Here is a 23,250-nt window from a genome sequence, read left to right on the forward strand (position 1 = left end):
GCGGTGCCCAGCAGGCCGTTCGGCGGTGCCGGGTGCGGCGGGTCAGGTGTTTCCCCACGTCCGCCGGTGCACTCGTCGACTGAGTCCGCAACCGCTACGGCTGGAGCAGGCCGAGCCGGCGGGCGGCCGCGGCGGCCTCTATCCGGTTCGCGACATCCAGCTTGGCGATGATCCGCGACACGTGCACGCTGGCCGTCTTCGGCGAGATGTACAGCTGCTCGGCGATCCGCCCGTTGCTGTACCCCTCGGCGACCAGCCGCAGCACCTCCCGCTCCCGCTCGGTGAGCACGTGCGGACCGGCCGGCGCGGGTGCGCCCCGGGCCCGCACGCCGGCCCGGCGCCCCAGCGTGGCGATCTCCTCCAGCAGCGGCCGAGCGTGGAGCCGCGTGGCCAGCTCACCGGCCTCCTCAAGGGCCTCCTCGGCCAGGGGGCGATCGCCCGCCGCGGCGGCCGCACCGGCCAGCGCCAGCAGGGCGCGCGTCAGCGGATAGGGCTGCCCGTCGACGCGCCAGGCGGCCACTGCGGCCCGGGCGGCCGGCAGGGCTTCGCCGGGCGCGTTCATGCTGTCGATGGCCCGGGAGCCGCCGGCCAGCGCGGCCCACATGTCCGCCGCGAACGCCCGCTCGGCCGGGTAGCGGATCTCGATGGTCTCGGCCACCGCAGCCACGTCGTCCGGCGACAGCCCGGCGCCGGGGCCGGCGACCGCGACCCGCGCCGCCTCGGCCAGCAGCGGCCAGGCGTAGCGTGGCTGGTCGGCCAGCGCCGGATCGGTGAGACCTGCGCGGGCGACTCGCGCCGCCTCGGCCAGATCTCCGGCCGCCAGCGCCGCCTCGATGCCGAGGTGGTGCGACGGCAGCCGCTGCTGCGGCTCCACGTAGGCCCGGGTGGAGAAACGCAGCGCCCGGTCGACCAGGTCTCTGGCGCTCGAGTCGCCGCGGGCCAACCGCAGCCGGGCCCTGATCTGCAGCCAATGCAGCCCGAGGGCGCCGGGCGGGTCGATGCGGGCGGTCTGCGCGCACAGCGCGTCGGCCTCATCCCACCGCCCGAGCGCTGCCAGCGCCTCGGCCCGGTTGGAGAAGAGGAACGCGCCGGTAGAGCGGCTGATGCCGAACTGTTCGGCGTGCGCCGCGCCGTCGGCGGCCGCCTGCTCCGAGCCGGCGTAGTCGCCGATCTCGAACAGCGAGTCCGACAGGTTCACCATCGCCTTGACGAACTGCGGACCATCGCCCGTCGACCGGGCCAGCTCGGCCGCCTCGCGCAGTAGCGGGAGGCTGGCCTCGACCGACTCCTCCCGCCGGCGAATCCGGCCCATGGTCAGGGTCGCGGACACCCTCACGCTCATGTTCTGCTGCCGCTCGGCCGCCGCGGCCACCTCGCGGGCGATGCGCGCGGCCTCGGCCAGGTCGAACCAGGTGAGCTGTGAGGCGAGGTCGGCCAGCAGCATGATCTGCCTCGGCTCCTCGGGCGCCCGGTGGGCCAGGAGGACCGCCTCCCGCCAGTCGGCGCTGCCGTCGTTCTTGCCGAGCTGGCGCTGCAGCCCTGCGCGCTGGTGCAGCAGCAGCGCCGCGCGCAGCGGCTCGGCGTCACGGTCGACCTCGTCGAGAGCCACCCGGACCAGCGTCAGCGCGTGCATGTAGTCGCCGGCAGTGACGGTGGCGGTGAGCGTCTCCTCGAGCACGCTCAGGTGGCTCATGCCCAGCCGTTCGGCGGCGTCGGGCACCTGCTCCCACAGCTTGAGCACCCGTTTGAGCAGCCGGCTCTTCTCGGCGTACGCGTAACGCTCCCCGGCCGCCACGGCAGCGCGCAGCGTCGCGGTCAACGCCCGCGGCAGATCGTTGGCCGCGTACCAGTGGTGGGCCAGCTCGGCCGGCGCGTCGCCGGCCGGCACGAGGTGCGGCCGCGCCTCGATGGTGGCGGCGTAGCGGGCGTGGAGCCGGGCATACTCGCTGGGCAGCAGGTCGTCGTGCACCGCCTCCCGGACGAGGGCGTGCCGGAACTCGTACCCGCCGTCCGGCTCGGCGACCAGCAGCTGCGCGGCGACCGCGACGCGCAGCGCGGCCTCCAACTCCGCCTGGGGCAGCTCCGCGACCTCGGCCAGCAGCTCGTGGCCGATCCGGGTGCCGCCCGCGGCGGCGATGCGCAGCACCCGCTGCGAGGTTTCGGGCAGCGAGTCGACCCGGGTCAGCAACAGGTCGCGCAGCGTGTCCGGGATGTCAATGCAGTGCTGCGGATCGCCGCAGGCGGCCAGCTCCTCGGTGAAGAAGGGATTGCCTTGCGCCCGGTCGTGGATGCTGTCCACGTCCCGCGGCGACTGCTCCGCACCGTACAGCTGGGCCAGGATCGCCGCCGTGCCGTCCCGGTCGAGGCGGCCGAGCTCCAGCCGGTCCACGTCGCGCACCCGGTCGAGCTCCGCCAGGAACGGGCGCAGGGGGTGGCCGCGGTGCAGTTCGTCAGACCGGTACGTGCACACCAGCAGCGCCCGCGCGATCCGCGCCGAGCGCACCAGGAAAGCGATCAGGTCGCGCGTCGAGCGGTCGGCCCAGTGCAGGTCCTCGATCACGAACACCAATGGCCGCTCGCCGGCCAGCCGGCTCAGCAGGCCGGCGACCAGCTCGAACAGTGAGCCGCGCTGGGCATCGACCACCGGCTCCGGCCCCACCGGCCCGAGCTCCGGCAGGAGCCGGGCGAACTCCTGCTCGTGGCCGGCGAAGGCGGCCGGGCCGGCGGCACGCAGCAGGTCGCGCAGCGCTGCCGCGAACGGCGCGAAGGGCGGCCCCTCCTCGCCGAGCTCCAGGCACTGGCCGGAGAGCACCCGGGTGCCCTCCGCCCGGGCGTGCCCCAGCAGCTCGCCGACCAGCCGCGTCTTGCCGACGCCGGCCTCGCCGCCCACCAGCACGGTGGCCGGCTCGCCGGCGCGGGCGTGCTTGAGCGCCTCGCGGAGGCGCTCAAGCTCGGGCTCCCGACCGACGAGGGTTCTGCTGGAGGGGCGCGTGGTCACCTGATCGAGCATGACACGTCCGCCCCGTTCAGGACATCGCCGGGGCGCGGCGGCGGGCCACGGCCCGCCAGAGCTCCCGCGGCCGGGCGGCGTGGCGGCTTACCCGGCCGGCGAGCGCGTCCGCGGCCACCTCGGACTGCAGCTGGTGGCTGCGCTGCCGGTACATGTCGAGCGCGATGTGCGGGTCGGTGGTGAACATCTGGGCCTCCTGCGGGCTTCGTCGTGGCGTATCTGCTGACCTCGACTCTTCGCCCGAAGGCACGCCCGCCGCATGCGGCGAGTGCCCGATCTTTCCGCGCCCGCGGTACCTTACGGGCCGCCCGGTCAGTGCCTGACGGCCTGTAAGGTACTTACCCGAAGATCCGCGTCGATCGCTTGGATATGGCGCTGGCGTCCCGAACGGTGGGGTTGAACGAGTAATGGGGCGCTGGCCGCCGCCACATTCCTCGGCATCGCCGCCGTTGCCGTGCCCGTCCGCGCCGCCGGTCGTGAACCTGACAGCGGGGAACGCCGCTGACGGGCCGCGCATCAGAGGTGGCATGCCCCGCACCGTAAGGATCACGGCAGTGGCCCCGTTGACCGTGGTGGCGGTGGCCGCCCTAGCCGTCGGCGGCTGCCGGGCCGCGGACGTCCAGCCGAGCCGCAGCCCCGAGCCGGTCACGTCACCGACGGTTGCGCCCGCCGGTGGGCCGGTGCCGTTCCGCATCCAGCTCGGCGCGGGCCAGCGGCTCATCCCGCACGCTCCCGCATCGAGCGGCTGTCCGGGCTACAACACGGTGGCGTACCTCGGCTCGAGCCGTACCATCCGGCTCATGGCGTATGCCACCACCTGCACCGTCGAGGACAACGAGCGGCTCATCAACGGCCGCCACGGCGTGTACCGCACCACCGCGGACATCCCGGCCGACCGCCGTGCCGGCGCTGTGACCGTGCAGACCGAACTCGGCGGAGCGACCGTGTTCACGCAGCCGTACTCCGAGTACACGAATTCCACCAACCACTACACCGAACCGGTCGCCGTCATCACCCTCGCAAAGCCGGCCGATCCTGCGTACCAGACGCTTACCGTGGTGGCGGAGAAGGGCGCGCTGCCGCTGGACCAGCTCACCAACGTGCTGAAGGAACAGCTGTTGGCGCCCTGACGCCGGTGCGCAGGAGAGCTTCGGATGGTCAACGGGCCGCAGGTCCCGTAAGCAGGGGTGACGACCCGCTCCAGGACGGGCGGCGAGGCCGGCAAGGTGCCCGACGGGCTCACGGTGGTGGCGGCCGACGACACGACCGCCATGATCGGTCGGCGAACCGTCCTCGACGCGCTGTCTGTCCTGACCGCGCGGCAGCGGGCCGTCATCGTGCTGCGCTACCTCGAGGACCTACCGGTGGCCGAGGTGGCTGCCATGCTGCGGTGTTCCGAGGGGGCGGTGCAGAGCCATGCCGGTCGCGGCCTCGCGAAGTTGCGCGAACTCCTCCCAAGCCTTTCCGCCGCGTTGAACGGAGACTCTCATGGCTGAACTCAGCGAGCGAGACGATGAGCACCTGCGCGTGATGCTGCGTGACACGACCGATCACCTGTGCCTGCCCGAGCGGCTCGCGGACATCGCCCGGACCGGTGCGGTGCGCCGCAGTCGCCGCCACCGGGCGCTCGGGGCCGGGCTCGGCATCATCGTCGTGACCATGGCCGTGACCGCCGTGGCGATGTGGCCCGGGTCGGACGACGGGCCGACGACTGCGGCGGTCGGCGCGACCACGTCGCCCACGCCGCGTGGGACTCTGCCAGACAAGTGCGTCCTGCACGTGCTGGCGACCCCGGCGGATGCCCAGTTCAGCTCCGTGACGGGCGGCGATCCGTCCGGTCGGTACCTGCTGACTCGCAGCAGCCAAGGTGCGGCGAAGCAGATCAGGATCTGGAACGGTGACTCGTCGCGCGTGGTGGCGATGACCGGCGAGGATGCCGTGTTGGATGACGTCAACGCTGCCGGGACCGCGGTCGGTTCCAGCTACGTCAAAGACTCGCTGGCTGCCTGGCTGTACCGCGACGGCGCCGTCAAACGGCTGGCCGGTGACAGCGTCAGCGCGAATGCGGTCAACAGCGGCAACCTCGTGGTCGGCCTCCGCGTGTCGGGCCCCGGTCTGGAGCAGCCCGTCGTCTGGCGAGCGCTCGACCGGCCGGCCGAGCAGCTACCGCTGCCCGACGGCGCCCTCGGCGGCCGGGCCGTCGACGTCGCCGAGGACGGCACCATCGTCGGCGTGGTGCACCTCCCGGGCGGTGCGAACCAGGGTTACGTCTGGCTGCCCAACGGCGAACACCGGCAGCTGCCGCCGACGGCCGGCGGCACGTGAGGCTGGACCAGCTGGCTACGCAGACCGGCGTGCCCACCGACGCGCCCACCGCTCCCAGCCGGGTGCCGACGGTCGTCTTCATCGGCGATGACGCTCGTACGATCGCCGGCCGGGCCGCCGACGCGAACGGCGTGACGAAAGCCGTCGTCTGGCGCTGCCAGTAAGCCTGTGGCGCACTGAGCGCGGCGGCGTCGAGGTACGACGCCGCCGCGCCTCCGTTCCACCTGCTGCCGATCAGTACAGCCGAAGCCGGGTCCAGCGCGCCCGCCTGGAAGCGGCCCGGCAAGCCTCGTCGGGTCCAGACCGTCCCCACACGCATCGACGTTCTATGTCAGACTCCCCCGGTGACGCTGCCCCCTCAGTCGAACTACCCGGGCAGCCCGGGCCACCCCACGTACCCGGGCGCTGTCCCGCCGATGTACGGCACCCCGCCCCCGCCGCCGAAGAGCAATGCCGGGCTCATCATCGGCGTTGTCGGTGGCGTGCTCGTGTTGGTTGTCGGCGTCTGCGTGGCCGGCGTGTTGGCCCTTACCGTCTTCCGGGACAAGGCGAAGTCGCAGGCGGAAGAGCGGGCGCCCGTTTTGACGTCGACGCGCGACCCCTATCCGGTCGACACCTACACGGCGCCCGCCGCGCCGCCTACCACGCAGGCGGCGCCGCCGCCGGCGCCGGCGCGGGTCGGGGAGTGCATCGGCGTCGACGAAACCGGAACGTATCTCGGGACGGGGAGCTGCAACGGTACCAAGGGGACGTACAAGGTGCTCTCGGTCGACTACTCGCGGGACACCTGCGCCGACCCCGAGTCGCCCTACATCACCGAAGACGGCTACCGGCTCTGCCTCGAGCTGTACCTGGTACGCACCTACTGCTACAAGTTCCCGAGCGGATCCGGCTGGGTCGTGGCCGCCTCCGCGTGCAAGGCCAAAGGGACCGTGCACGTCATCGACATCGTGCCCGGCGCGTCCAATGGCAACAACTGCACGCGGGACTACAAATGGAACCGGTGGTACCAGTTCCTCCACCCGACGGTCGTCTACTGCGTCATGCAGTACTGAGAACGTCGTCCACTGTGGATTCGGCCGGGCTCGACGCGTGCTCCGGCGTTCCTGGACCCCGTCCTGCCGTCTCGGAAGAGGGCCACCGCGACACGAGTCAGCAGACGCGTTTGCCGTCTTCCAGGTAGTACGTGACCGTGCCGGCTGTCGCTTCCAGTGCGGCGGCCACTCGGCGAGCGAGTAACGGGGACAACCGTTGTTGCGACTCGGCCGGCGTACACCAGGCCCAGCTGCGCAGCTCGTCTGCCGGGAGCTGAAGGTTCGCGGTGGCCTTCGCGTCGAGCAGGCCGCCGTCGTAGACGAACATCACGCCCTCGGTGCGGCCCGGTCGTGGCGGGACCCAATCGACGACCAGTAACCGGCCGGGCGACATCGCCAAGCCGAGTTCCTCTTCGACCTCGCGTCGCGCAGCGTCGTGCGGCGACTCGTCGCCCTCCACGGCGCCGCCGGGCAGCTCCCAGTAATCCTTGTACGTTGGCTCCAGGAGCAGCACCCGGTTGGCGACGTCGCGGAACAGCACACCAGATCCCATGCGCTTACGCGGGAGTGCGGCTGTGTAGTCGCCGGCGAACGTGGTCACCAACGGAGGCTACGCGGAACCGCTCTCCCTCGTCGCTGGTCCGCACAGAGCGCCATCTGTTGCCGCGTGCGAGCGTGGGGCGAATCGGCACGAGCTGCTGATGGTGGTTTGCGGGTTGGAAGGGCGCGCGACCGGACCAACCCGCACCGCATCGCGGCGGTGGTCAGTCCCCTCTACTCGCGGCTATCGCCGTGGTGGCCGGTCGAGCCGAGCGAGGGCCGCGTCATCGGCCGGGTCGCCGAACCCGTCGAGCTCGATCAGCCGATGCCGTTCGCCGGCGGTGAGCGGCAGCCACACCGCGTCCGCCACGCACCGCCCGCCGCCCAGCCCCTCGACGGTCGCCGTCGCCGCCGGCGTGGCGAACGTTCGACAGCCCAGTTGATCTCGCAGCTGCCGCTCCCGCACACCGTTCGGCACGAGAAACAAGACGGGCCACGCCGGCCCACCTTGCACCGCCAGCTGCTCGTATCGGGCCATCTTGTCCACCAGCACCGGCACCGACGGCTCATGGCGATCCGCCGCTGCCGGGCGGTCACATCGGCAGTTCGCGGCGGCGGATCGCCGCGATAGGCCGCCACGATGTCGGCGCCGAGCGGGCCGAGCACGTAGTACATGGTCCGGTTGCGGTGCTCGGCACGCTGGAATCGATCGAGGATGCCGAGGCGGTGCAGGCGCAACAACCGTTCAGTCGCGGTCCGTCGCGCGTCGTACAGGGCCCGGGTGATCTGGTCGACGGTCAGCGCCTGGTGATCGTGCAGCCATTCCAACAGGCACACATCACGATCGTTGATAAACGCACGGGCAAGGAGTGCCGCGGTCACCGCACCACAAAATTGCTACCCAACTGCCCAACTAAACCAACTGGAGTCGGCCAACGGGCCCAACTGGTTGCCTTGCGACAAGCTCGAGGTGCCAACTGCCAATCTCGCCGCCCGTACCGGTGCACGCGGGTTCGGGCCACCGGTGCCGGTACAACACAGCACCGAGTGCCGGTACGAGTTGCACCGGTGGGAAGGTCGGCGTGACCGCGCCGTACCGGTACCGCCACCGCCGTCATCTCACCGCTGCCGTCGTCGTGCAGGCCGGCCGCCTGAGCGTCGGCAGCGACGCCCACCGGTGCCATCTGTGGCACGCCGACACGGTGTTCCAAGCTGCCTGACCACGCATCTGCCTCCGTCCGCGGCAACCGCGGCGCACGTAAGAGCGCCGTCCAGCTCGTCGGGTGATGGGCCTCGATTGCAGGGCTGGTGCGACGGTGGACTGCGGGTGTCCGGCATGCCATCGTGAGCGGATGTCGCGCGTGGTGACCCTGCCACCGGCGGGCACCCTGCTCGCCGTCACCGACCTGCACGGCAACCTCGCGGACTTCCACGCGATCGTGGCCCGGTTCAGGTCCGTCATGGACACTCCAGGCCCGCGGCCGCACCTGCTGTTCTGCGGCGACCTGGTGCACGGCCCGGCAATCGCCCCGCAGGCGTGGCCCGAGCATCTCGGCGACTGCTATCTCGACCAGACGCCGCGGCTGCTTGCCGAAGCCCGGCAACTCCAGGCAGCCTACCCACAACAGGTCCATTTCCTGCTGGGCAACCATGAGCACGCCCACCTGGGCGGCCCGCGACTGGCGAAGTTCCATCCCGACGAGGCGGCCCACCTGGAGCGGCAGTACCCCTCGGGCGGTTTCACCCCGATCCGGCGGTGGATGGCGGGTTGGCCGCTCGCAGCCGTCGCGCCGGCCGCGGGCATCGCCTTCACCCATGCCGCGCCGCACGCGCAGATCTCCGGCCCTGGTGACCTCGACGACCTGGCGCTGGACGGGTACGAATCGACGCCCCTGACCGACATGGCGTCGAGCGGACCACTGGGGGCGCTGCTGTGGGCGCGGACCACTCCCGTGGAGCGGGGTTTCGCGTTTCTCCGCGCTCTGCACCCTGACTGCAAGGCTTCGGCTGCTACGACGGCGACAAGGTGTACCTGGAGTGGGATCTGGCTCGACCGGCGGGCAGCGCCGCTGAGGTTGCCCGCGACGGCCTGCGGCGGCTCCACCCCTACGCTCGGCCGGTATATCGCATCTGAGCAAAGCCGCGCCCAGCGAGCCCGTTAGAGGTCGCGGGCTCACGGCCGCCGCGATTCGGCGGCGGGCGTTGAACGACTGGACGCGGGAGTTCCAGACGTCAGCATGGCTCTGTTGGTGTCGGTCACCGCGTCGGCCGGGTGCGGCGTCCAGGTACCACCGGCGGCGGTCAACGTCCTGCCGGGTCTTGTGGGGGACGGTGAGCGTCAGCTCGTCCATCAGCGTCGACCGCCGCCGCGAGCGGCGAAACTCTTGCGAACGGACCGCAGCGAAGATCCGTCCCGTCCGGGGCTCACGGCCGTGACGATGCGAGGGCGGTGGCTTTGGCGAGCGCAGCCTGGTATCCGTCGACCATCTGATGCACCGAGAACCGCTCACGGACGTGCCGCCGGCAGCCCTCCGCTGACAACTGGTCGAGTGCCCGGACGGCACGGCACATCTCGTCGGTGGAGTTGACGACGTAGCCGCTGACGCCGTGTGCGACGACCTCGGGTACCGCGCCGCGGCCGAAGCCGATCACCGGCACGCCGTGCGCCATCGCCTCGATCATGACCAGCCCGAATGGTTCTTGCCAGCGGATCGGCATGAGCAGGGCGGAGGCGCCTGCGAGGTAATCGGCCAGCCGGTTGTGCGGGACGTGGCCCCGATAGCGGATGCGGGCACTGAGATGGGGGCGGACCTTCTCGTCGAAGAATCGCCGATCGTCGCTCCGGACCGGTCCGATCAGGTCCAACTGGGCTCCGGTCCGGGTGGCGACCTCGACGGCGATATCGGGGCCCTTCTCCGGGATGAGCCGGCCGAGGTACACCAGCCGGGATCCGCCGTCCCTCCGGGTCCTCGGGGGGAGGTCGGCGGGGCAGTCGACGCCGGGGTAGACGGTGCCGATGATGGGCAGGTCGCCGGCGTCGCGTCGCTGACCGTCCGAAACAGCGATCACAAAGAGGTTCGGGTGCTCGTCGGCGCCCGCGGTGAGTTCTGGGCCGGGCGGGTCCCAGAGCACCGAGACCACGGGGGTCTGTGGGACGTCGCCGGCGATCGCGGCCGCCACCTCGAGGTGGTGGAAGAGCAGGACGTCGTAGCGGCCGGCCGCGGCACCGCGCGCCATCAGTCGGGCGAGGTGGCGGTCGGCCGCGACCAGGTCCGCGTAATCGCCCCGGGTGGCCCGGGCGATCACCCGGTCGAAGCCGGCACGGTCGGTGACCACGGGATCGAGGCTGCCGTCGTACAGGGGAACGCCTGGCACTCGCGAGCCGCGTGGCGCGTAGAAATCGACTGTGCTGCCGCGGGCCGTGAGTCCGCTGGCGACGGCGCTGGCAACGGTCATCGGGGCGTACACGACATCGGGCGGTGCCGGGGTGGCGATCCAGCCGCGCACCATGGTCGCCACCCGCATCAGGCCGACCCGACCTGGCGGAAGAGTGTCTCGTAGGCGTCGGCCATCCGGTCGAGGGAGAATCGGCGGACGGCGTCGTCGCGGCATGCGTCGGGGTCGATGGCGTCCAGCCGGTGGACTGCGGCTGCCATCTGGTCGACGTCGTCGACGAGGAATCCGGTCTGCCCGTCCACGACGATTTCGGGAATCGCTCCGCGCCGCAGGCCGATGACCGGTACGCCGCAGGCCAGTGCCTCGATGATGATGAGGCCGAACGATTCGTGGTGGCTGGGCATGAGCAGGGCGCGCGGTCGGGTCTGGAGTTCCTTGCGCAGGTCCTGCAGGGAAAGCGGTCCCAGGTAGCGAACCCGGTCGCCGAGGTGCGGGGCTATCTCGTCGGCGAAGTAGGGGGAGTTGCGGTACCAGGGGCCGACCAGATGCAGTTCGTGGCCGGTCCGGCGGGCCACCTCGATCGCGTCGCCGACACCCTTCTCGGGCACGAGGCGGCCGGCGAAGAGGAGGTGCCGGCCCGGTGGCGCGGTCGGATCTGGGGCGAAGTCGTCGGTGTCGACACCGCCGGGGATGGTGGCGGTGAAGGTGAGGCCGGGGTCTGCGTGTCGCTGCGCGGCGGAGATCGCGACCAGGCTGTGCTGTGGGCTGGCGAACATGCCGATGGCCTGGTTCAGCAGCGGTGGCAGGGGGCTGTCGTAGACGCTGCTCACGACAGGGATGTCGGGATGGTGGGCGAGGAAGGGCAGCGGCACCTCTGGGTGGTGGAAATACAGAACGTCGTATTCGCCGCGACCGGCCCGCAGGAACATCTCCTGGGCGAGCCGGGCGTCCCAGAGTGCAAGGATGTTGTCGCTGGCGAGCCCCGGGTCGGTGAGCGCCTCGGTGAACCCGTCCTTGTCGGTGACCAGCGGGGGCACTCCGCAGTCGATCACTCGAGCGCCGGGAACCTCCGAGCCGACCGGCCCATAGAAGTCGAGGTGGTGTCCCCGTTCGGCCAGGACGCGGGTCAGCTGGGTCGCCAACTGCATAGGCGAGTAGATGATGTCGGCCGGGGCGGGTGTGCAGACGCACCCCTTGACCATCATCGCGATCCGCATGCCGGTCCCCCTCGGCTAGCCGGTATTTGACCATTGTCGTCCGGCGTCGAGAAGTTTGCACTCATTGATCGCTGCACGACCCGCTTGCGTTGGTCACCGTCTGCGGCGTGGGCGACGAGCCGTAGGTGATGTCGACGTCGAGCCCGGGGGCGGCGGCGATCTGCTCCGCGACAACGCGCAGTTCTGCTACATCGACCACATCGAGGGATGGTCGACGAACGAGATCGCGATCAACTGGAACGCGGTGCCTGCCGTCTTCTGGTGCGGGCAACCGCTAGCCGACGACCTGGTCGCCCAGGATTCGCCGGGCGTCGTCCAGCTTGTCGGCGCAGGTGGCGAAGACCACCTCGCCGCCGCAGATCGAGATGGGCAGCAGGCCCTCGATGTTGATGTTCGCATCGGTCAGCTTGCGAGCGATCCGACCGACCTCGCCCGGCTGGTCGGCGCACTTGACCTGGATTGCGGGGTGCTCGGTGTACGGCACGTTCGCTGCATCCAACGCCGCGCGGGCGGCCTCCTCGTCGCTCATGGTGAGGCAGACGAGACCGTGATCGCCGGCCGTCACAGCGCTCAGTTCCAGGTTGACACCGCCCTGCCCGAGAGCCTCGCCGACATGAGCCAACTCGCCGGGCTGGTTCTTGAGATCGATGGTGAAGATGTTCATGGCGCTCTCCCTTCGGCTAGACGTCGTAGTACATGGCGAACTCGTACGGGGTGGGGCGCAGCAGGACCGGGTCGATCTCGTCGCTGCGCTTCCAGGCGATCCATGTCTCGATCAGGTCCCGGGTAAACACGCCGCCGTCGAGCAGGTACTGGTGGTCAGCCTCGAACGCGTCGAGAACCTCGGGCAGCGAGCCGGGAGTCTGCTCGACGTGCGCGAACTCGTCCGGCGGCAGATCGTAGAGGTCCTTGTCGATCGGGTCCGGCGGTTCGCTCTTGTTCTTGATGCCGTCGAGGCCGGCCAGCAGCATCGCCGAGAACGCCAGGTAGGGGTTCGCCGCCGGATCAGGTACCCGGTACTCCACGCGCTTGGCGCTCGCGTTGTCGCCGGTGACCGGGATCCGGGCGCAGGCGGAGCGGTTGCGCTGTGAGTACACGAGGTTGACGGGCGCCTCGAATCCGGGCACCAGGCGGCGGTACGAGTTGACGGTCGGGTTCGTGAATGCGCACAGGCTCGGGGCGTGGCGGAGCAGGCCACCGATGTACCACCGCGCGGTGTCCGACAGGCCGGCGTATCCGGTCTCGTCGTAAAACAGCGGCCGCCCGTTCAGCCACAGACTCTGGTGCGTGTGCATGCCGGAGCCGTTGTCGCCGAAGAGCGGCTTGGGCATGAACGTCACCGAATGGCCGGCCGCCCAGGCGGTGTTCTTCACGATGTACTTGTACAGCTGAAGGTTGTCGGCGCAGTGCAGCAACGGCGCGTACTGAAAGTTGATCTCCGCCTGCCCGGCGGTGCCGACCTCGTGGTGCGCCTTCTCCACCGTGAAACCGGCGTCGGTGAGGTGGGCGACCATCGCCCCGCGCAGGTCCACGAAATGGTCGACCGGCGGCACCGGGAAGTAGCCGCTCTTGTACGGGGTCTTGTAGCCGAGGTTGCCGCCGGGCTCCTCCCGGCCGGTGTTCCACCAGCCCTCGACCGAGTCGATGTGGTAATACGCCTCGTGCGCGGCCGAGGAGAACCGGATCGAGTCGAAGATGTAGAACTCGGCCTCCGGGCCGAAGAACGCCGCGTCGGCGATGCCGGTGGTGATCAGGTACGACTCGGCCTTTCTGGCCACGTTGCGCGGGTCGCGGCTGTAGGCCTCGTGGGTGACCGGATCGTAGACGAAGCAATTCACCGCGAGCGTCCGCTCCGTCCGGAAGGGGTCGACGAACGCGCTCGAGATGTCGGGGTACAGCACCATGTCCGACTCGTGGATCTTCTGGAAGCCCCGGATCGACGAGCCGTCAAAGGGAACCCCGACGCTGAACACGCTCTCGTCGAACGAGCCGACCGGCACGTTGAAATGCTGCATTGTGCCCAGCAGGTCGCAGAAGCGTATGTCGACGAGCTGGATGTCTTCCGCGCCGAGGTACCGCAGCATTTCCTCGGAATCGGTGAACACGGGCCCTCCCGGTGTCAGCGGCAGTCCCTTCATTTCCACGGTACAAGTGGCTGGGTCACAGGTCGTACAGGAGCCGGCCGGTGAGCGGATCCTGGCCGTACCGGTGGCACAGCTCCGCGAGCACGTCCTCATGCGCGAGCCCGACGTTCATGACCGTGTCGTTGCCGGCGTAGTAGATCACGATCGTGCCGTCCGGGCGGCGCGCGAGGCCGCAGGAGAAGACGACGTTCGGCACGTGCACGTAGTCGGTGTCGGCGACGCGGCAGTCGGCCTGCGACGGAAACAGCAGTGGGATGCTGGACATGCGCACGATGCGGGGATCGTCGAGGTCGTGCAGGGCCACGCCGAGCACGTACGGGTTGCCGTCCATCGTCGTGCGGACGCCGTGGAACACGTTCAGCCAGCCGTGCCGGGTGCGCACCGGCGGCGCGCCCGGGCCGATCTTGTCGGCGAAGGCGCTCGGGCCCGCACCGGTCCGCATGATCGGCTCGTCGGCGATCTCCCACGGCCCGGTCCGGAAGTCCGATGCGTAACCGATGCGGATCTGGGTGTACGCGCCGCCGGTGTCGCTATCGGTGATGTCGTTGGGCCGGAACAGCCCGACGTACCGCCCGCCGATCCGCTCCGGGAACAGCACCACGTTGCGCATGTCGCGGTCGAGCATCGGGCCGTGCCGGGTGAACGCGAGGAGGTCGTCGGTGAGTGCGAGCGACACGCGCACCCGGTTGCGGATGCCGGCGTGGTAGGCGCTGTAGGTGATGGCGAACGTGTCCTCGACGGGGTTGATCCGGGCGTCCTCGACGCCGCCGGACTCGATCTCCGCGATGTCCTGCCAGTCGAGCCCGGCCGCGTACAGGTCACCCTTGGTCGCGGGGGTCAGCACCGGCCGCGGATGGACCGACCACCCGGACGTGCCGTCCGGGCTCGTGGCCAGGCCGAGGACGCTGACCCCGCACCGCAGGTGCGACCGGAACAGCAGCGCGGTCCGATCCGCCAGCGCCACCGCCCCGGCGTTGTGCACCGTCACCACCTGCAGGTGCGGCTCCTGCCACACGGAGTTCACCTGGTGCGCAGTCAGGATCGGATTTTTCCGGTACCGCAGGAAAGGCGCGTTGAGCGACACGGCTCCCGACGTCCCGTCACCGAACTGCACCTCACGCGTAGTCACAGCGTCCACGGTCGCACCATGCGACCCGCCCGCGCGGCATTATCAGGAACTGCGTCGCGGGGTCACGCGGGTCGAACGTTCTCCGCCTGGGGTCCCTTCTGGCCTTGCGTCACATCGAACTCAACCTTCTGACCTTCGTTGAGCTCGCGGTAGCCACTGCTCGCGATGGCCGAGTAGTGCACGAAGACGTCAGGGCCTCCGTTGTCCTGCTGGATGAAGCCGAAGCCCTTTTCCGAGTTGAACCATTTCACGGTACCGCTAGTCACGCGTTCCTCCTGAACCAACCTTGGTGCGGCACACGTACCCAAGTGGCAACGAAGGAAACCCGCAGGGCGGCCGCCGGGTGATGTGGACCGGAGATGACCGGGAGCCGAGCCGTTCATCCGTCATGCTTGATCGATGATGAGTCGGGTTGGGCGGGCGCTGGCCGAGCTGCGCCATGAGGTGACGACGCCGGGCGTCGGCCTGGACCGGCTTCGCCTTGTCGAGGTGCCCCTGGTACCCGAAGTGCAGCTCTATCTGGCCGAGGACGCCATCGTGTGGTGGGCCAGGATGGAAGCGCGGGCCGGCATGAAGCTGCCGCCCCCGTTCTGGTCCTCCGCGTGGGCCGGGGGCAAGGCGGTCGCCCGATATGTGCTGGACCATCCGGCGACAGTGGCCGGCCGGCGGGTCCTGGATCTGGCCGCTGGTTCGGGGTTGGTTGCCATTGCGGCAGGAAAGGCCGGCGCGGCCGCCGTGACCGCAAATGACGTGGATCCGTACGCCGTCGCCGCGATCACACTCAATGCGAAAGCCAACGGTGTGCGCGTTGTCGAGTGCCTCGCGGACCTGCTCGACGGGGACGGCGGCGACGCCGAAACGGTCCTGGCGGGTGACATCTTCTACACCGGGACCATGGCTCGGCGCGTTCTGGCCTTCCTGGAACGCGTCGCGGCGCGCGGCGCCGAGGTGCTCGTCGGCGATCCCGGCCGGAAGCATTTGCCCCGTGGCCGCCTGCAGACCATCGCCACCTACGAGCTGCCGCTTGTGGACGCTTTCGCAGACGCCCAACTGACCCAGATGAACGTGCTGCGGTTGCGCTGATACCCCCGGCGCAAAATAAGAAGCGATTTAGGCCAGCCGGATGTTACGCAGCCAATTCGACCCCGGCGAAACGCCTTCCTGCGGAAAAGTCAAGGGCTGCGTGGCATAGCGTCGGGCCGATTTACGCGGTAGAAACATCCCACCCACTTTTTTTCGCCCCTGTAACAAGTCTTGGGCTGGGTGAGAGCGCTCTCCCTCGCCCGGGCCGCTCGTCCGGACACCACATGACTCCTGAACAGGCAGGCCGATGAGCATCGGTACCCGATGGCGTGAGAGAGCGCTTGCCCGTCGGTGAAGCACCTCGGTCGCCTGTTCAGGCCGTCTTGATCGGGCCGACGTTCTCCGCCAACCGTTGCCTGTACAGCAGGAAGGACGAACCATATGACGATCCAGCCCCCCGGTAGGCGGGGTCTCGCGAACCCGCCCTTACGTCGTCGGCAACTCGGCCGGGCGCTTGCGGTCGGGCTCGTGCTGACCACCGCCGTCGCGACGGCGGGAACGGCCGCCGCCGCGCCGCCCCCCACCAGCTGGGACCTCGGAGCGAACGTCACCGTCTTCGATCCGAGCATGCCGGTCAGCAGCATTCAGGCGACCCTCGACGCGGCCAACGCCGCGCAGGTCGGCAACGAGATGGGTACCGCCCGCCACGCCTACCTGTTCAAGCCCGGCACGTACGGAACCGCCCAGCACCCGCTCCAGATCAAGGTCGGGTACTACACCGAGATCGCCGGCCTTGGTGCGTCGCCCAACGACGTCGTCATCAACGGCAAGGTCGAGGTCTACAACCGCTGCCTGGAGAACGGGGGCACGAGCAACTGCCTCGCGCTCGTCAACTTCTGGCGCACGCTGTCCAACCTGTCGATCAACGTCAACAGCGCCGGCCAGGACGGCTGCCGCGGCTCGGCGGACTTCTGGGCCGTCTCGCAGGCCGTGTCCATGCGCCGCCTCAACATCAGCGGCGCCAACCTGTCGCTGATGGACTACTGCACCGCCGGTCCGCAGTACGCCAGCGGCGGCTTCATCGCCGACTCCAAGCTGCCGTTCGTCATCAGCGGCTCGCAGCAGCAGTGGCTGACCCGCAACAGCGAGGTCGCCGGCTGGTCCAACGGCGTGTGGAACCAGGTCTTCTCCGGCGTCGTCGGCGCTCCCAGCGAGGCCGGCTTCCCCGACCCGCCGTACACCACGCTCGACAACACCCCGGTGAGCCGCGAGAAGCCGTACCTGTTCACCGACGCACAGGGGAAGTACAACGTCCGCGTGCCCGCCGCCCAGCGCAACAGCCGCGGCATCACGTGGGCCAACGGCGAGACGCCGGGCCGTACGATCCCGCTCACGGACTTCTACGTCGCGAGCCCGTCGGACTCGGTGCAGGTCATCAACAACCAGCTCGCCCGCGGCTTGAACCTGCTGCTCACCCCCGGCGTGTACGACATCGCCCGCAGCATCGAGGTCAAGCGCCCCGACACGGTGGTCCTCGGTCTCGGCCACGCCACGCTCACCGCCGTCAACGGGTCCACTCCGCTCGACATCGCTGACGTCCCCGGCGTCGTCGTCGCCGGCGTCACGATCGACGCGGGCCTGACCGAGTCGCCGGTCCTGCTGCGGGTCGGCAAGCCGCACGGCAACCGCCCGAGCTCGGCCGACAACCCGACGACGCTGTCCGACGTGTACTTCCGCGTCGGTGGCCCGCACGTGGGCAAGGCCGGCATCGCGCTCGAGGTCAACAGCGACAACGTGATCATCGACCACACCTGGGTGTGGCGCGCCGACCACGGCGTCGAGGGCTTCACCGACACGCAGCGCTGGAACACCAACATCGGCCGCAACGGCGTCGTCATCAACGGCGACAACGTGACCGCACTGGGCCTGTTCGTCGAGCATTTCCAGCAGTACAACTCCGTCTGGAACGGCAACAACGGCACCACGATCTTCTTCCAGAACGAGCTGCCGTACGACCCGCCGACCCAGGCCGACTGGATGAACGGCGACGTCAAGGGCTGGGCCGCCTACAAGGTCGGCGACAACGTGACGACCCACCACCTCTACGGCGGCGGCGCCTACGTGTTCAACCAGAACAACCCGTCGATCCACACCGAGAACGGCTTCGAGGTCCCCCAGACCCCGGGCGTTCAGCTGCACCACATCATGACCGTCAACCTCAGCGCCGGCACGATCGACCACGTCGTCAACGGCGTGGGCGGCCCGGCCGACACGACCAGGATCGGCTCGCCGGTCTTCATCGCGCAGTACCCGACCCCGTAGTACACCAGCACCCCAACTGACCGACAGGGCCGCAGCCACACGCTGCGGCCCTGTTCGTTTCGGAGCGCCCGGGTCACCCCGGCGGTGCGGGTAGAAGCGGCCGAGCCGGGGTAGCCGCAGAGGCCGTGAGAACCGACGACGCTGCCGGCCCGACCCGGGCGGTTCTAACGCTCGCGATGCTCGTAGCCGGCCTGGGCGTGCTGTTGACGCCCGGCCGGGCGCACGCCGCCGAGCCGCACACCGGCATCCACGTGCGCGACGGCCGGCTCGTCGAGGCCAACGGCAGCGACCTCGTGCTGCGCGGCGTCAACCACGACTTCATGTGGTACCCCGACCAGAACGGCTCGTTCGCGGCCATCAAGGCGGCGGGCGCCAACGCGGTGCGGGTCACCCTCGGCATCGGTCACCAGTGGCGGCGGGCCCCGGCCAAGGAGGTGGCAACCGTCGTCGACCTGTGCCAGCAGAACCGGCTCGTCTGCATCTTCGACGCCCACGACACCGCCGGCTTCGGCCAGGACAAGAAGGCGGCGCCGATGTCGGAGGCGGTGCAGTTCTGGCTCAGCCTGCGCGACACGATGGTCGGCCACGAGGACAACGTCCTCGTCAACATTGCCGACGAACCGTTCGCCAACGGCACCAACTGGCCCTGGGTACAGCAGACCTCCGACGCGATCCGTCAGCTGCGCGCCGCCGGCTTCAGGAACACGCTCCTGGTCGACGGCCCCGGCTGGGGCCAGGACGAGTCGTTCGTCATGCGCGACAACGCCGAGAAGGTTGTCGCCGCCGACCCCACCGGCAACACCGCGTTCGACATCCACATGTACGGCATGTTCAACACCGCGGCGAAGGTCAACAGCTATCTCACGTCATTCACCAAGCGCCATCTGCCGATTCTCATCGGCGAGTTCTCCAGCCAGCACCAGTGGGGCAAGCCGGACGAGGACGCCATCATGGCGTACGCGCAGGAACAGCACCTCGGGTATCTCGGCTGGTCCTGGAGCGGCAACGACAAGCAGTTCAGCTACCTGGACCTGGTGAACAACTTCGACGGCAACAGCCGTACGGCCTGGGGACGGCGGTTCATCGACGGCCCCAACGGCCTCGACACCGACACGCGAGAGGCGACGGTGTTCCGCAACAGCACCGCTGCCGTCGTCGACCCCAAGAGCCGCGCCCCGCAGCGGCTGACGGTCACGGACGTGACCTCGAGCAGCGTCCGACTTGCCTGGCAGGGCCGACGGGACCCGATCGGCGGCACGACGTACCAGGTGATGGCCGTCAACGGCGCGGCCGAGACGCGGGTCGCGACGACCAACCGCCCCGACGTGATCCTCAAGGGCCTGAAGGGCTCCACGGAGTACACCTATGCCGTGTATGCCCAGAACCTGCTCGGCAAGCGCTCACCGCGCTCGGCCATGGTCGCCGCGGTCACGCCCCCGCAGCGTTAGCCAGCGGATAGTGTTCGCCGCGGCAAATGGCGGAAGGCCGGGCTGCCGCGCGCACCCTGGCAGTTCCATTTGGGTCTTCACCTGCGGTTATGCAGCCGCTATGGTCTGAGAGTCCGCCGCGCCTGGCCGTCTCGGTTCGAGGAGACGACGTGGCGGACCGGCCGAGTCGTGCCTGCACGAGCCGGGGAACCAAGCACAACTGGGGTGAATCCAAGCGGCCTCGCGCCGCGAGGTAGGGCGATCCTCCCGCCCGAATCCGTCAGCTAACTCGGTAGGCGGCATCGGAAGGAGCATCGCGTGCTGACCCTCGCATGTCGCCACACCTCGACCCGCGGCCCCGGAGACCGGCCGGCACTGCACATTCCCCTTCCGGCCCGGTAACCCTTCAGGCGCGTACCGGCCACACCGGCGCATCTGTCAACCGTCCCCTGTGGACGGTCGATGGCGCATGCCCTCGCGCCGTGCCGACCGGACCTCCGGCGCCCCCAGTCAGTCGAGGTTGTTCGTGAAGTACCGCAACCAGCCCTCTCCTGCGGTCATGAGGTTGCCTCATGCCGCCCGTTACCGGCAGCGCTTCCGTCACGGCCGTCAATCGGCGGCCCGCAAGAGGATCCGGCTGTACTCGGCCGCGGTCGTCATCGCGTTCTCGGCGATCGCCGCGCTGTTCGTATCCACATCACTTGGCAGCAAACCGGCACCTGTCGCCCAGGTCGACACCGTGCAGCAGGGCGACAGCGGGCGGACGGCGGAGGCCGAGAACCGAGCATCCCGCGGCGGTCAGCGCACGGACGCCCAGCCCAGCCCGCAGCCTTCGGCTTCGGCCGGCGCACAGCCGGCTCAGAGCGCGGCCGCGGCCGCACCGGCAACGGCCTCGCCGTCGCCGACCGTCCACACTCCAGTTGGCGGGCTGACCCAGGCCGAGATGAACAACGCCGTCACGATCATCAAGGTCGGGCAGCAGGCGAACCTGCCGCAGCGCGCATTCGTCGTCGCGATCGCCACCGCGCTGCAGGAAAGCCATCTGCACAACCTCGCGAACTCCAACGTTCCGGAGTCGCTCAAACTCCCCAACGAAGGAGTCGGCAGCGACCACGACTCGGTCGGGCTGTTCCAGCAGCGGCCGAACTGGGGTACCGTCGCCGAGCTCATGAATCCGGCCGAGGCGGCACGCCGCTTCTACGCGGCGCTGGTCCAGGTCCAAGGCTGGGAACAGATGGCCGTCACGGTGGCGGCACAGACCGTGCAGGTATCGGCGTACCCAGACGCCTACGCCCAGTGGCAGACCCTGGCCGGCCAGATCGTGAGCGCTGTCGCGTAGCGCAGGTTTGGCGCGGTACAGCGGATCGACGGGTTCAACGCCGTGGTCGACCATGGGGGCGTCGATCCGTGGCCCCGGCCCCACAGCGGGCTAGCGCCCTCTTGGCAGCCGCTCCGCGAGGGTCTCCCGCAGATCGTCGGGCAGCCCGTCGATCCTCACCAACTCGGGCAACAGTTCGGGTGCGAACATGTACGCCTTGAACGCCCGCGCGATCGTGACCCCGTGCGCGGGACGGTCCTCCACCGTCACCGGATCGCCGGCCCACACCTCGCCGGGCTCCAGCACCCGCAGGTACGCGCCCGGGAGGTTCGCCCGCGTGAAGGTCGACGGCTGCCCGGTGACGTGCGCGCCGCCGGCTATCCCGCCGGGCGGCGGTCGAGCCGGGCCAGTGCCCGTTCGTCCGGGCGATCACCCAACGCGCCGAGCGCCACCAGACGACAGCGCTGCGCCGCGTTCCCGACCGGCCGCCAGATCGCGTCCGCCACCGTCCGGGCTGCGTTGAGCCGATCCCGTACCGCGGTCGCCACAGGCGTTGTCAACGAACGTCGCTCGAGGAGCTGGTGCAGCCGATCCTCGCGCGCCCGGTCCGGCAGGAAGAAGAGCACCGGCCGGGGTGAACGCGGGCGTTGTGTCCGCCATGATGGTCGCGCCGGACCATGCCGACGGCGGACGGGCGCTCCTTCTATGCTCTTGCGGTGACCGATGCGTTGGTTGAAGCCGCCGATGGTTGCCCGATGATGCGCCGCGCCGTGGCGTTGGCCGGCTGGGTCGGTGACGGACGCCCGGTGACCTCGAAGGGCGTGCTGAAGCCGGTGGACATTCCCGGCGCAATGGCAGCGATGGGTCTCGTGGCGTCGGCCCGTGCTCGTACCGCCGCCGACGTCGAGGCGCTGCACCGGCCGTGGGTGGCGGCGCAGGCCGTCGGTCTCGTGGAGGTCCGCATCGGCCGGGCGGTTGCCACGGGGAGTACGCCGGCGGATGGGTTGGAGGCGTGGTGGGCCGCCCTGGGCGCGGTGCTGCGGGCAGAGTCCCACGACCGTGAGGGCGAGGGCGCCTCCGTGCTGTGCCGGACGCTGCTGGCGGTGCTCGCCGGCGAACCGGCGCTGGACGACGTCGAGGACCTCGTCAACGAGCGGCTGCACGATGCGTCGGGCGGCTGGTATATCGGCGCGGTCTATCAGGCGTTCCGGCGGGGCGTGATGCCGGTCGATGCGGGCGCCCAACTGCTCGGCGAGTTCGGCGCCGTCGACGAGGGGCTCCGGTTGACGGCGCTGGGCCGATGGGCCGAAGCGCGTTTCGCTGCCTCCGCGCCACAGCCGGTATCCGCGGATCTTCCGGCCACCGATCTGCTGGAGCGGCTGGTCGGGCTGGCGGAGCGCGAGGCGTGGGACGTGGTCCGGCAATGGCTCGCCGGGCGCGACGTCAACCAGGCGGCAGCCGAGGTGATGTCCGCCGCCGAGCAGGCCCGGCCCGCCGCCCGTGTCGCCGGGATGGATCTCGTCGGAGGGCTGGGTGAGGCGATGCGGCCGGTGTGGCGCTCGGCGCTGAAGCGGCCGATGCTGGCGCCGCACGCACGGGCGGCGCTGGCCACCTGGGAGGCGCCCGACCGTGCGCCCAGCGAGGCGGACCATCGGTGGCTGGCCGTCGAGTACGCGCTCGCCGTCGAGGATGCCGAGGAGGCCTGGCATCTCGTCGACGAGTTCGGCGGGCTGCCGGTCGTCACCGCCAGCACGCACCCGGACGCCGGCGCACTGCTCGAGGCGTTGAACGCCGCTGGGCCTCCGCCACGCCGGGTGTATCAACTGAAGGTCTCGCTCGTGAATGTCAGACCGCCCGTCTGGCGGCGGCTGCGCGTGCCGGCGGCCCTCCGGCTCGACGCGCTGCACTACGTCATCCAGGCGGCCTTCGGCTGGCGCGACGATCACCTGCATCTCTTCGAGGCCGGTCATCAGCGGTACGCCGACGCCGACTTCGAGCTCGACGACTGCGACGACGAGTCCGGCGTCCGGCTGGCGAAGGTTCTGTCCGGCGGGGGCGCCATGAAGTACGTCTACGACATGGGCGACTGGTGGGAGCACCGGATCACCGTCGAACGCGTCGACCAGCTGGACGATCCGGCCGCCGATGTCGACATCGTGTGTTCCGGCGGGCGTGGGGACGCGCCGATCGAGGACTGGAATCCGGAGGACGGCCCGCACACGACGCCATTCGACGTCGATGCGATCAACCGGAGGCTCACCGCGTTGTTCGTCCCGTCAGCGTAGGGGTATGGAAGGCGCCCCGGCGGTACTACCTCCGCGTCGGAGGCGCCCGGCGTGGCGTCCTCCGCCTCGCTACCGCCGGT

At 70.0% G+C, this 23,250-nt stretch carries 24 protein-coding genes, 2 pseudogenes and 1 riboswitch; of the genes and pseudogenes, 12 read left to right on the top strand and 14 right to left on the bottom strand.

Annotation, left to right across the window (positions count from 1 at the left end; all coding sequences use genetic code 11):
- Positions 1-94: 94 nt before the first annotated feature.
- Positions 95-2,998, bottom strand: a complete 2,904-nt coding sequence (locus ACQEVU_RS52680; protein ID WP_433338347.1) for a helix-turn-helix transcriptional regulator — start codon at positions 2,996-2,998, stop codon at positions 95-97.
- A gap of 28 nt (positions 2,999-3,026) precedes the next feature.
- Positions 3,027-3,197, bottom strand: coding sequence for a hypothetical protein (locus tag ACQEVU_RS52685; RefSeq protein ID WP_433338349.1), 171 nt, complete (start codon positions 3,195-3,197; stop codon positions 3,027-3,029).
- 367 nt (positions 3,198-3,564) lie between these two features.
- Between ACQEVU_RS52685 and ACQEVU_RS52690 the strand changes: the two genes are divergently transcribed.
- The 5 genes from ACQEVU_RS52690 (at position 3,565) to ACQEVU_RS52710 (ending at position 6,390) form a co-directional block, all read left to right on the top strand.
- Positions 3,565-4,140, top strand: coding sequence for a hypothetical protein (locus tag ACQEVU_RS52690; protein WP_433338351.1), 576 nt, complete (start codon positions 3,565-3,567; stop codon positions 4,138-4,140).
- A gap of 57 nt (positions 4,141-4,197) precedes the next feature.
- Entirely contained in the window at positions 4,198-4,506 is a 309-nt protein-coding gene (locus tag ACQEVU_RS52695) for a sigma-70 family RNA polymerase sigma factor (RefSeq protein WP_433338353.1), read from the top strand.
- On the top strand, positions 4,499-5,335 hold the full coding sequence (locus ACQEVU_RS52700) for a hypothetical protein (protein ID WP_433338355.1): 837 nt from the start codon (positions 4,499-4,501) through the stop codon (positions 5,333-5,335). The genes ACQEVU_RS52695 and ACQEVU_RS52700 overlap by 8 nt, the downstream gene beginning before the upstream one ends.
- Positions 5,332-5,499, top strand: a complete 168-nt coding sequence (locus ACQEVU_RS52705; protein WP_433338357.1) for a hypothetical protein — start codon at positions 5,332-5,334, stop codon at positions 5,497-5,499. Before ACQEVU_RS52700 ends, ACQEVU_RS52705 begins: the two co-directional genes overlap by 4 nt.
- A gap of 180 nt (positions 5,500-5,679) precedes the next feature.
- Positions 5,680-6,390 (top strand): hypothetical protein, encoded by a 711-nt coding sequence (locus tag ACQEVU_RS52710; protein ID WP_433338359.1) that lies wholly within the window; start codon positions 5,680-5,682, stop codon positions 6,388-6,390.
- Positions 6,391-6,487: 97 nt separating this feature from the next.
- Here the strand turns inward: ACQEVU_RS52710 and ACQEVU_RS52715 are convergent, their stop codons facing one another.
- The 3 genes and pseudogenes from ACQEVU_RS52715 to ACQEVU_RS52725 all read right to left on the bottom strand — a co-directional run.
- Positions 6,488-6,970 (bottom strand): NUDIX domain-containing protein, encoded by a 483-nt coding sequence (locus ACQEVU_RS52715; RefSeq protein WP_433338361.1) that lies wholly within the window; start codon positions 6,968-6,970, stop codon positions 6,488-6,490.
- A gap of 183 nt (positions 6,971-7,153) precedes the next feature.
- Positions 7,154-7,468, bottom strand: coding sequence for a hypothetical protein (locus ACQEVU_RS52720; protein WP_433339792.1), 315 nt, complete (start codon positions 7,466-7,468; stop codon positions 7,154-7,156).
- A 59-nt stretch (positions 7,469-7,527) separates the two neighbouring features.
- Positions 7,528-7,791, bottom strand: a pseudogene (locus ACQEVU_RS52725) (replication-relaxation family protein); the annotation flags it as partial.
- A gap of 200 nt (positions 7,792-7,991) precedes the next feature.
- Here ACQEVU_RS52725 and ACQEVU_RS52730 point away from each other — a divergent pair.
- Both ACQEVU_RS52730 and ACQEVU_RS52735 read left to right on the top strand, forming a co-directional pair.
- On the top strand, positions 7,992-8,129 hold the full coding sequence (locus tag ACQEVU_RS52730; protein WP_433338363.1) for a hypothetical protein: 138 nt from the start codon (positions 7,992-7,994) through the stop codon (positions 8,127-8,129).
- 132 nt (positions 8,130-8,261) lie between these two features.
- Positions 8,262-9,071: a metallophosphoesterase gene (locus ACQEVU_RS52735; RefSeq protein WP_433338365.1), complete on the top strand. Its 810-nt coding sequence runs from the start codon at positions 8,262-8,264 to the stop codon at positions 9,069-9,071.
- Positions 9,072-9,333: 262 nt separating this feature from the next.
- Here the strand turns inward: ACQEVU_RS52735 and ACQEVU_RS52740 are convergent, their stop codons facing one another.
- From ACQEVU_RS52740 to ACQEVU_RS52770, 7 genes are all read right to left on the bottom strand, one after another.
- A complete protein-coding gene (locus ACQEVU_RS52740; protein ID WP_433338367.1) occupies positions 9,334-10,434 on the bottom strand; it encodes a glycosyltransferase in 1,101 nt (366 codons plus the stop codon).
- Positions 10,434-11,522: a glycosyltransferase gene (locus ACQEVU_RS52745; RefSeq protein ID WP_433338369.1), complete on the bottom strand. Its 1,089-nt coding sequence runs from the start codon at positions 11,520-11,522 to the stop codon at positions 10,434-10,436. The genes ACQEVU_RS52740 and ACQEVU_RS52745 overlap by 1 nt, the downstream gene beginning before the upstream one ends.
- Before the next feature lie 61 nt (positions 11,523-11,583).
- On the bottom strand, positions 11,584-11,721 hold the full coding sequence (locus ACQEVU_RS52750; RefSeq protein WP_433338371.1) for a hypothetical protein: 138 nt from the start codon (positions 11,719-11,721) through the stop codon (positions 11,584-11,586).
- Between the two features lie 75 nt (positions 11,722-11,796).
- On the bottom strand, positions 11,797-12,186 hold the full coding sequence (locus tag ACQEVU_RS52755; RefSeq protein WP_433338373.1) for a hypothetical protein: 390 nt from the start codon (positions 12,184-12,186) through the stop codon (positions 11,797-11,799).
- 16 nt (positions 12,187-12,202) lie between these two features.
- The gene (gene glnA / locus ACQEVU_RS52760) at positions 12,203-13,627 is read right to left on the bottom strand and encodes a type I glutamate--ammonia ligase (protein ID WP_433338375.1); all 1,425 of its coding nucleotides are present in this window, start codon (positions 13,625-13,627) and stop codon (positions 12,203-12,205) included.
- Between the two features lie 55 nt (positions 13,628-13,682).
- Positions 13,683-14,795 (bottom strand): glycoside hydrolase family 130 protein, encoded by a 1,113-nt coding sequence (locus ACQEVU_RS52765; protein WP_433338377.1) that lies wholly within the window; start codon positions 14,793-14,795, stop codon positions 13,683-13,685.
- 62 nt (positions 14,796-14,857) lie between these two features.
- Entirely contained in the window at positions 14,858-15,061 is a 204-nt protein-coding gene (locus ACQEVU_RS52770; protein ID WP_433338379.1) for a cold-shock protein, read from the bottom strand.
- Positions 15,062-15,197: 136 nt separating this feature from the next.
- Between ACQEVU_RS52770 and ACQEVU_RS52775 the strand changes: the two genes are divergently transcribed.
- The 4 genes from ACQEVU_RS52775 to ACQEVU_RS52790 all read left to right on the top strand — a co-directional run bounded on the left by ACQEVU_RS52775 (position 15,198) and on the right by ACQEVU_RS52790 (position 20,906).
- Positions 15,198-15,878 (top strand): class I SAM-dependent methyltransferase, encoded by a 681-nt coding sequence (locus ACQEVU_RS52775; protein ID WP_433339748.1) that lies wholly within the window; start codon positions 15,198-15,200, stop codon positions 15,876-15,878.
- 381 nt (positions 15,879-16,259) lie between these two features.
- Positions 16,260-18,140 (top strand): adenylyl cyclase, encoded by a 1,881-nt coding sequence (locus ACQEVU_RS52780; RefSeq protein WP_433338381.1) that lies wholly within the window; start codon positions 16,260-16,262, stop codon positions 18,138-18,140.
- 176 nt (positions 18,141-18,316) lie between these two features.
- Positions 18,317-19,588 carry a cellulase family glycosylhydrolase gene (locus tag ACQEVU_RS52785; RefSeq protein WP_433338383.1) on the top strand — a complete coding sequence of 424 codons (1,272 nt, stop codon included), beginning with the start codon at positions 18,317-18,319 and terminating at the stop codon, positions 19,586-19,588.
- Between the two features lie 149 nt (positions 19,589-19,737).
- Positions 19,738-19,881, top strand: a riboswitch (cyclic di-AMP (ydaO/yuaA leader).
- Positions 19,882-20,126: 245 nt separating this feature from the next.
- Positions 20,127-20,906: a hypothetical protein gene (locus ACQEVU_RS52790; protein WP_433338385.1), complete on the top strand. Its 780-nt coding sequence runs from the start codon at positions 20,127-20,129 to the stop codon at positions 20,904-20,906.
- A gap of 90 nt (positions 20,907-20,996) precedes the next feature.
- Here ACQEVU_RS52790 and ACQEVU_RS52795 read toward each other — a convergent pair.
- Positions 20,997-21,230, bottom strand: a pseudogene (locus ACQEVU_RS52795) (MOSC domain-containing protein); the annotation flags it as partial.
- A 32-nt stretch (positions 21,231-21,262) separates the two neighbouring features.
- Positions 21,263-21,511, bottom strand: a complete 249-nt coding sequence (locus ACQEVU_RS52800; protein ID WP_433338387.1) for a hypothetical protein — start codon at positions 21,509-21,511, stop codon at positions 21,263-21,265.
- A gap of 51 nt (positions 21,512-21,562) precedes the next feature.
- Between ACQEVU_RS52800 and ACQEVU_RS52805 the strand changes: the two genes are divergently transcribed.
- Positions 21,563-23,170: a plasmid pRiA4b ORF-3 family protein gene (locus tag ACQEVU_RS52805; protein WP_433338389.1), complete on the top strand. Its 1,608-nt coding sequence runs from the start codon at positions 21,563-21,565 to the stop codon at positions 23,168-23,170.
- The last annotated feature ends 80 nt before the right edge of the window (positions 23,171-23,250 follow it).

Origin of the sequence: Dactylosporangium sp. CA-139066 (genome assembly GCF_050936175.1) — a bacterium.
In the GTDB taxonomy this organism is placed as follows: domain Bacteria; phylum Actinomycetota; class Actinomycetes; order Mycobacteriales; family Micromonosporaceae; genus Dactylosporangium.

Coding starts and splice junctions, on each gene's coding strand:
- ACQEVU_RS52685 (WP_433338349.1), bottom strand. CDS start 3,197: ATGTTCACCACCGACCCGCACATCGCGCTCGACATGTACCGGCAGCGC.
- ACQEVU_RS52700 (WP_433338355.1), top strand. CDS start 4,499: ATGGCTGAACTCAGCGAGCGAGACGATGAGCACCTGCGCGTGATGCTG.
- ACQEVU_RS52735 (WP_433338365.1), top strand. CDS start 8,262: ATGTCGCGCGTGGTGACCCTGCCACCGGCGGGCACCCTGCTCGCCGTC.
- ACQEVU_RS52740 (WP_433338367.1), bottom strand. CDS start 10,434: ATGCGGGTGGCGACCATGGTGCGCGGCTGGATCGCCACCCCGGCACCG.
- ACQEVU_RS52745 (WP_433338369.1), bottom strand. CDS start 11,522: ATGCGGATCGCGATGATGGTCAAGGGGTGCGTCTGCACACCCGCCCCG.
- ACQEVU_RS52755 (WP_433338373.1), bottom strand. CDS start 12,186: ATGAACATCTTCACCATCGATCTCAAGAACCAGCCCGGCGAGTTGGCT.
- ACQEVU_RS52775 (WP_433339748.1), top strand. CDS start 15,198: ATGAGTCGGGTTGGGCGGGCGCTGGCCGAGCTGCGCCATGAGGTGACG.
- ACQEVU_RS52780 (WP_433338381.1), top strand. CDS start 16,260: ATGACGATCCAGCCCCCCGGTAGGCGGGGTCTCGCGAACCCGCCCTTA.
- ACQEVU_RS52785 (WP_433338383.1), top strand. CDS start 18,317: ATGCTCGTAGCCGGCCTGGGCGTGCTGTTGACGCCCGGCCGGGCGCAC.
- ACQEVU_RS52790 (WP_433338385.1), top strand. CDS start 20,127: ATGAGGTTGCCTCATGCCGCCCGTTACCGGCAGCGCTTCCGTCACGGC.
- ACQEVU_RS52805 (WP_433338389.1), top strand. CDS start 21,563: ATGCCGACGGCGGACGGGCGCTCCTTCTATGCTCTTGCGGTGACCGAT.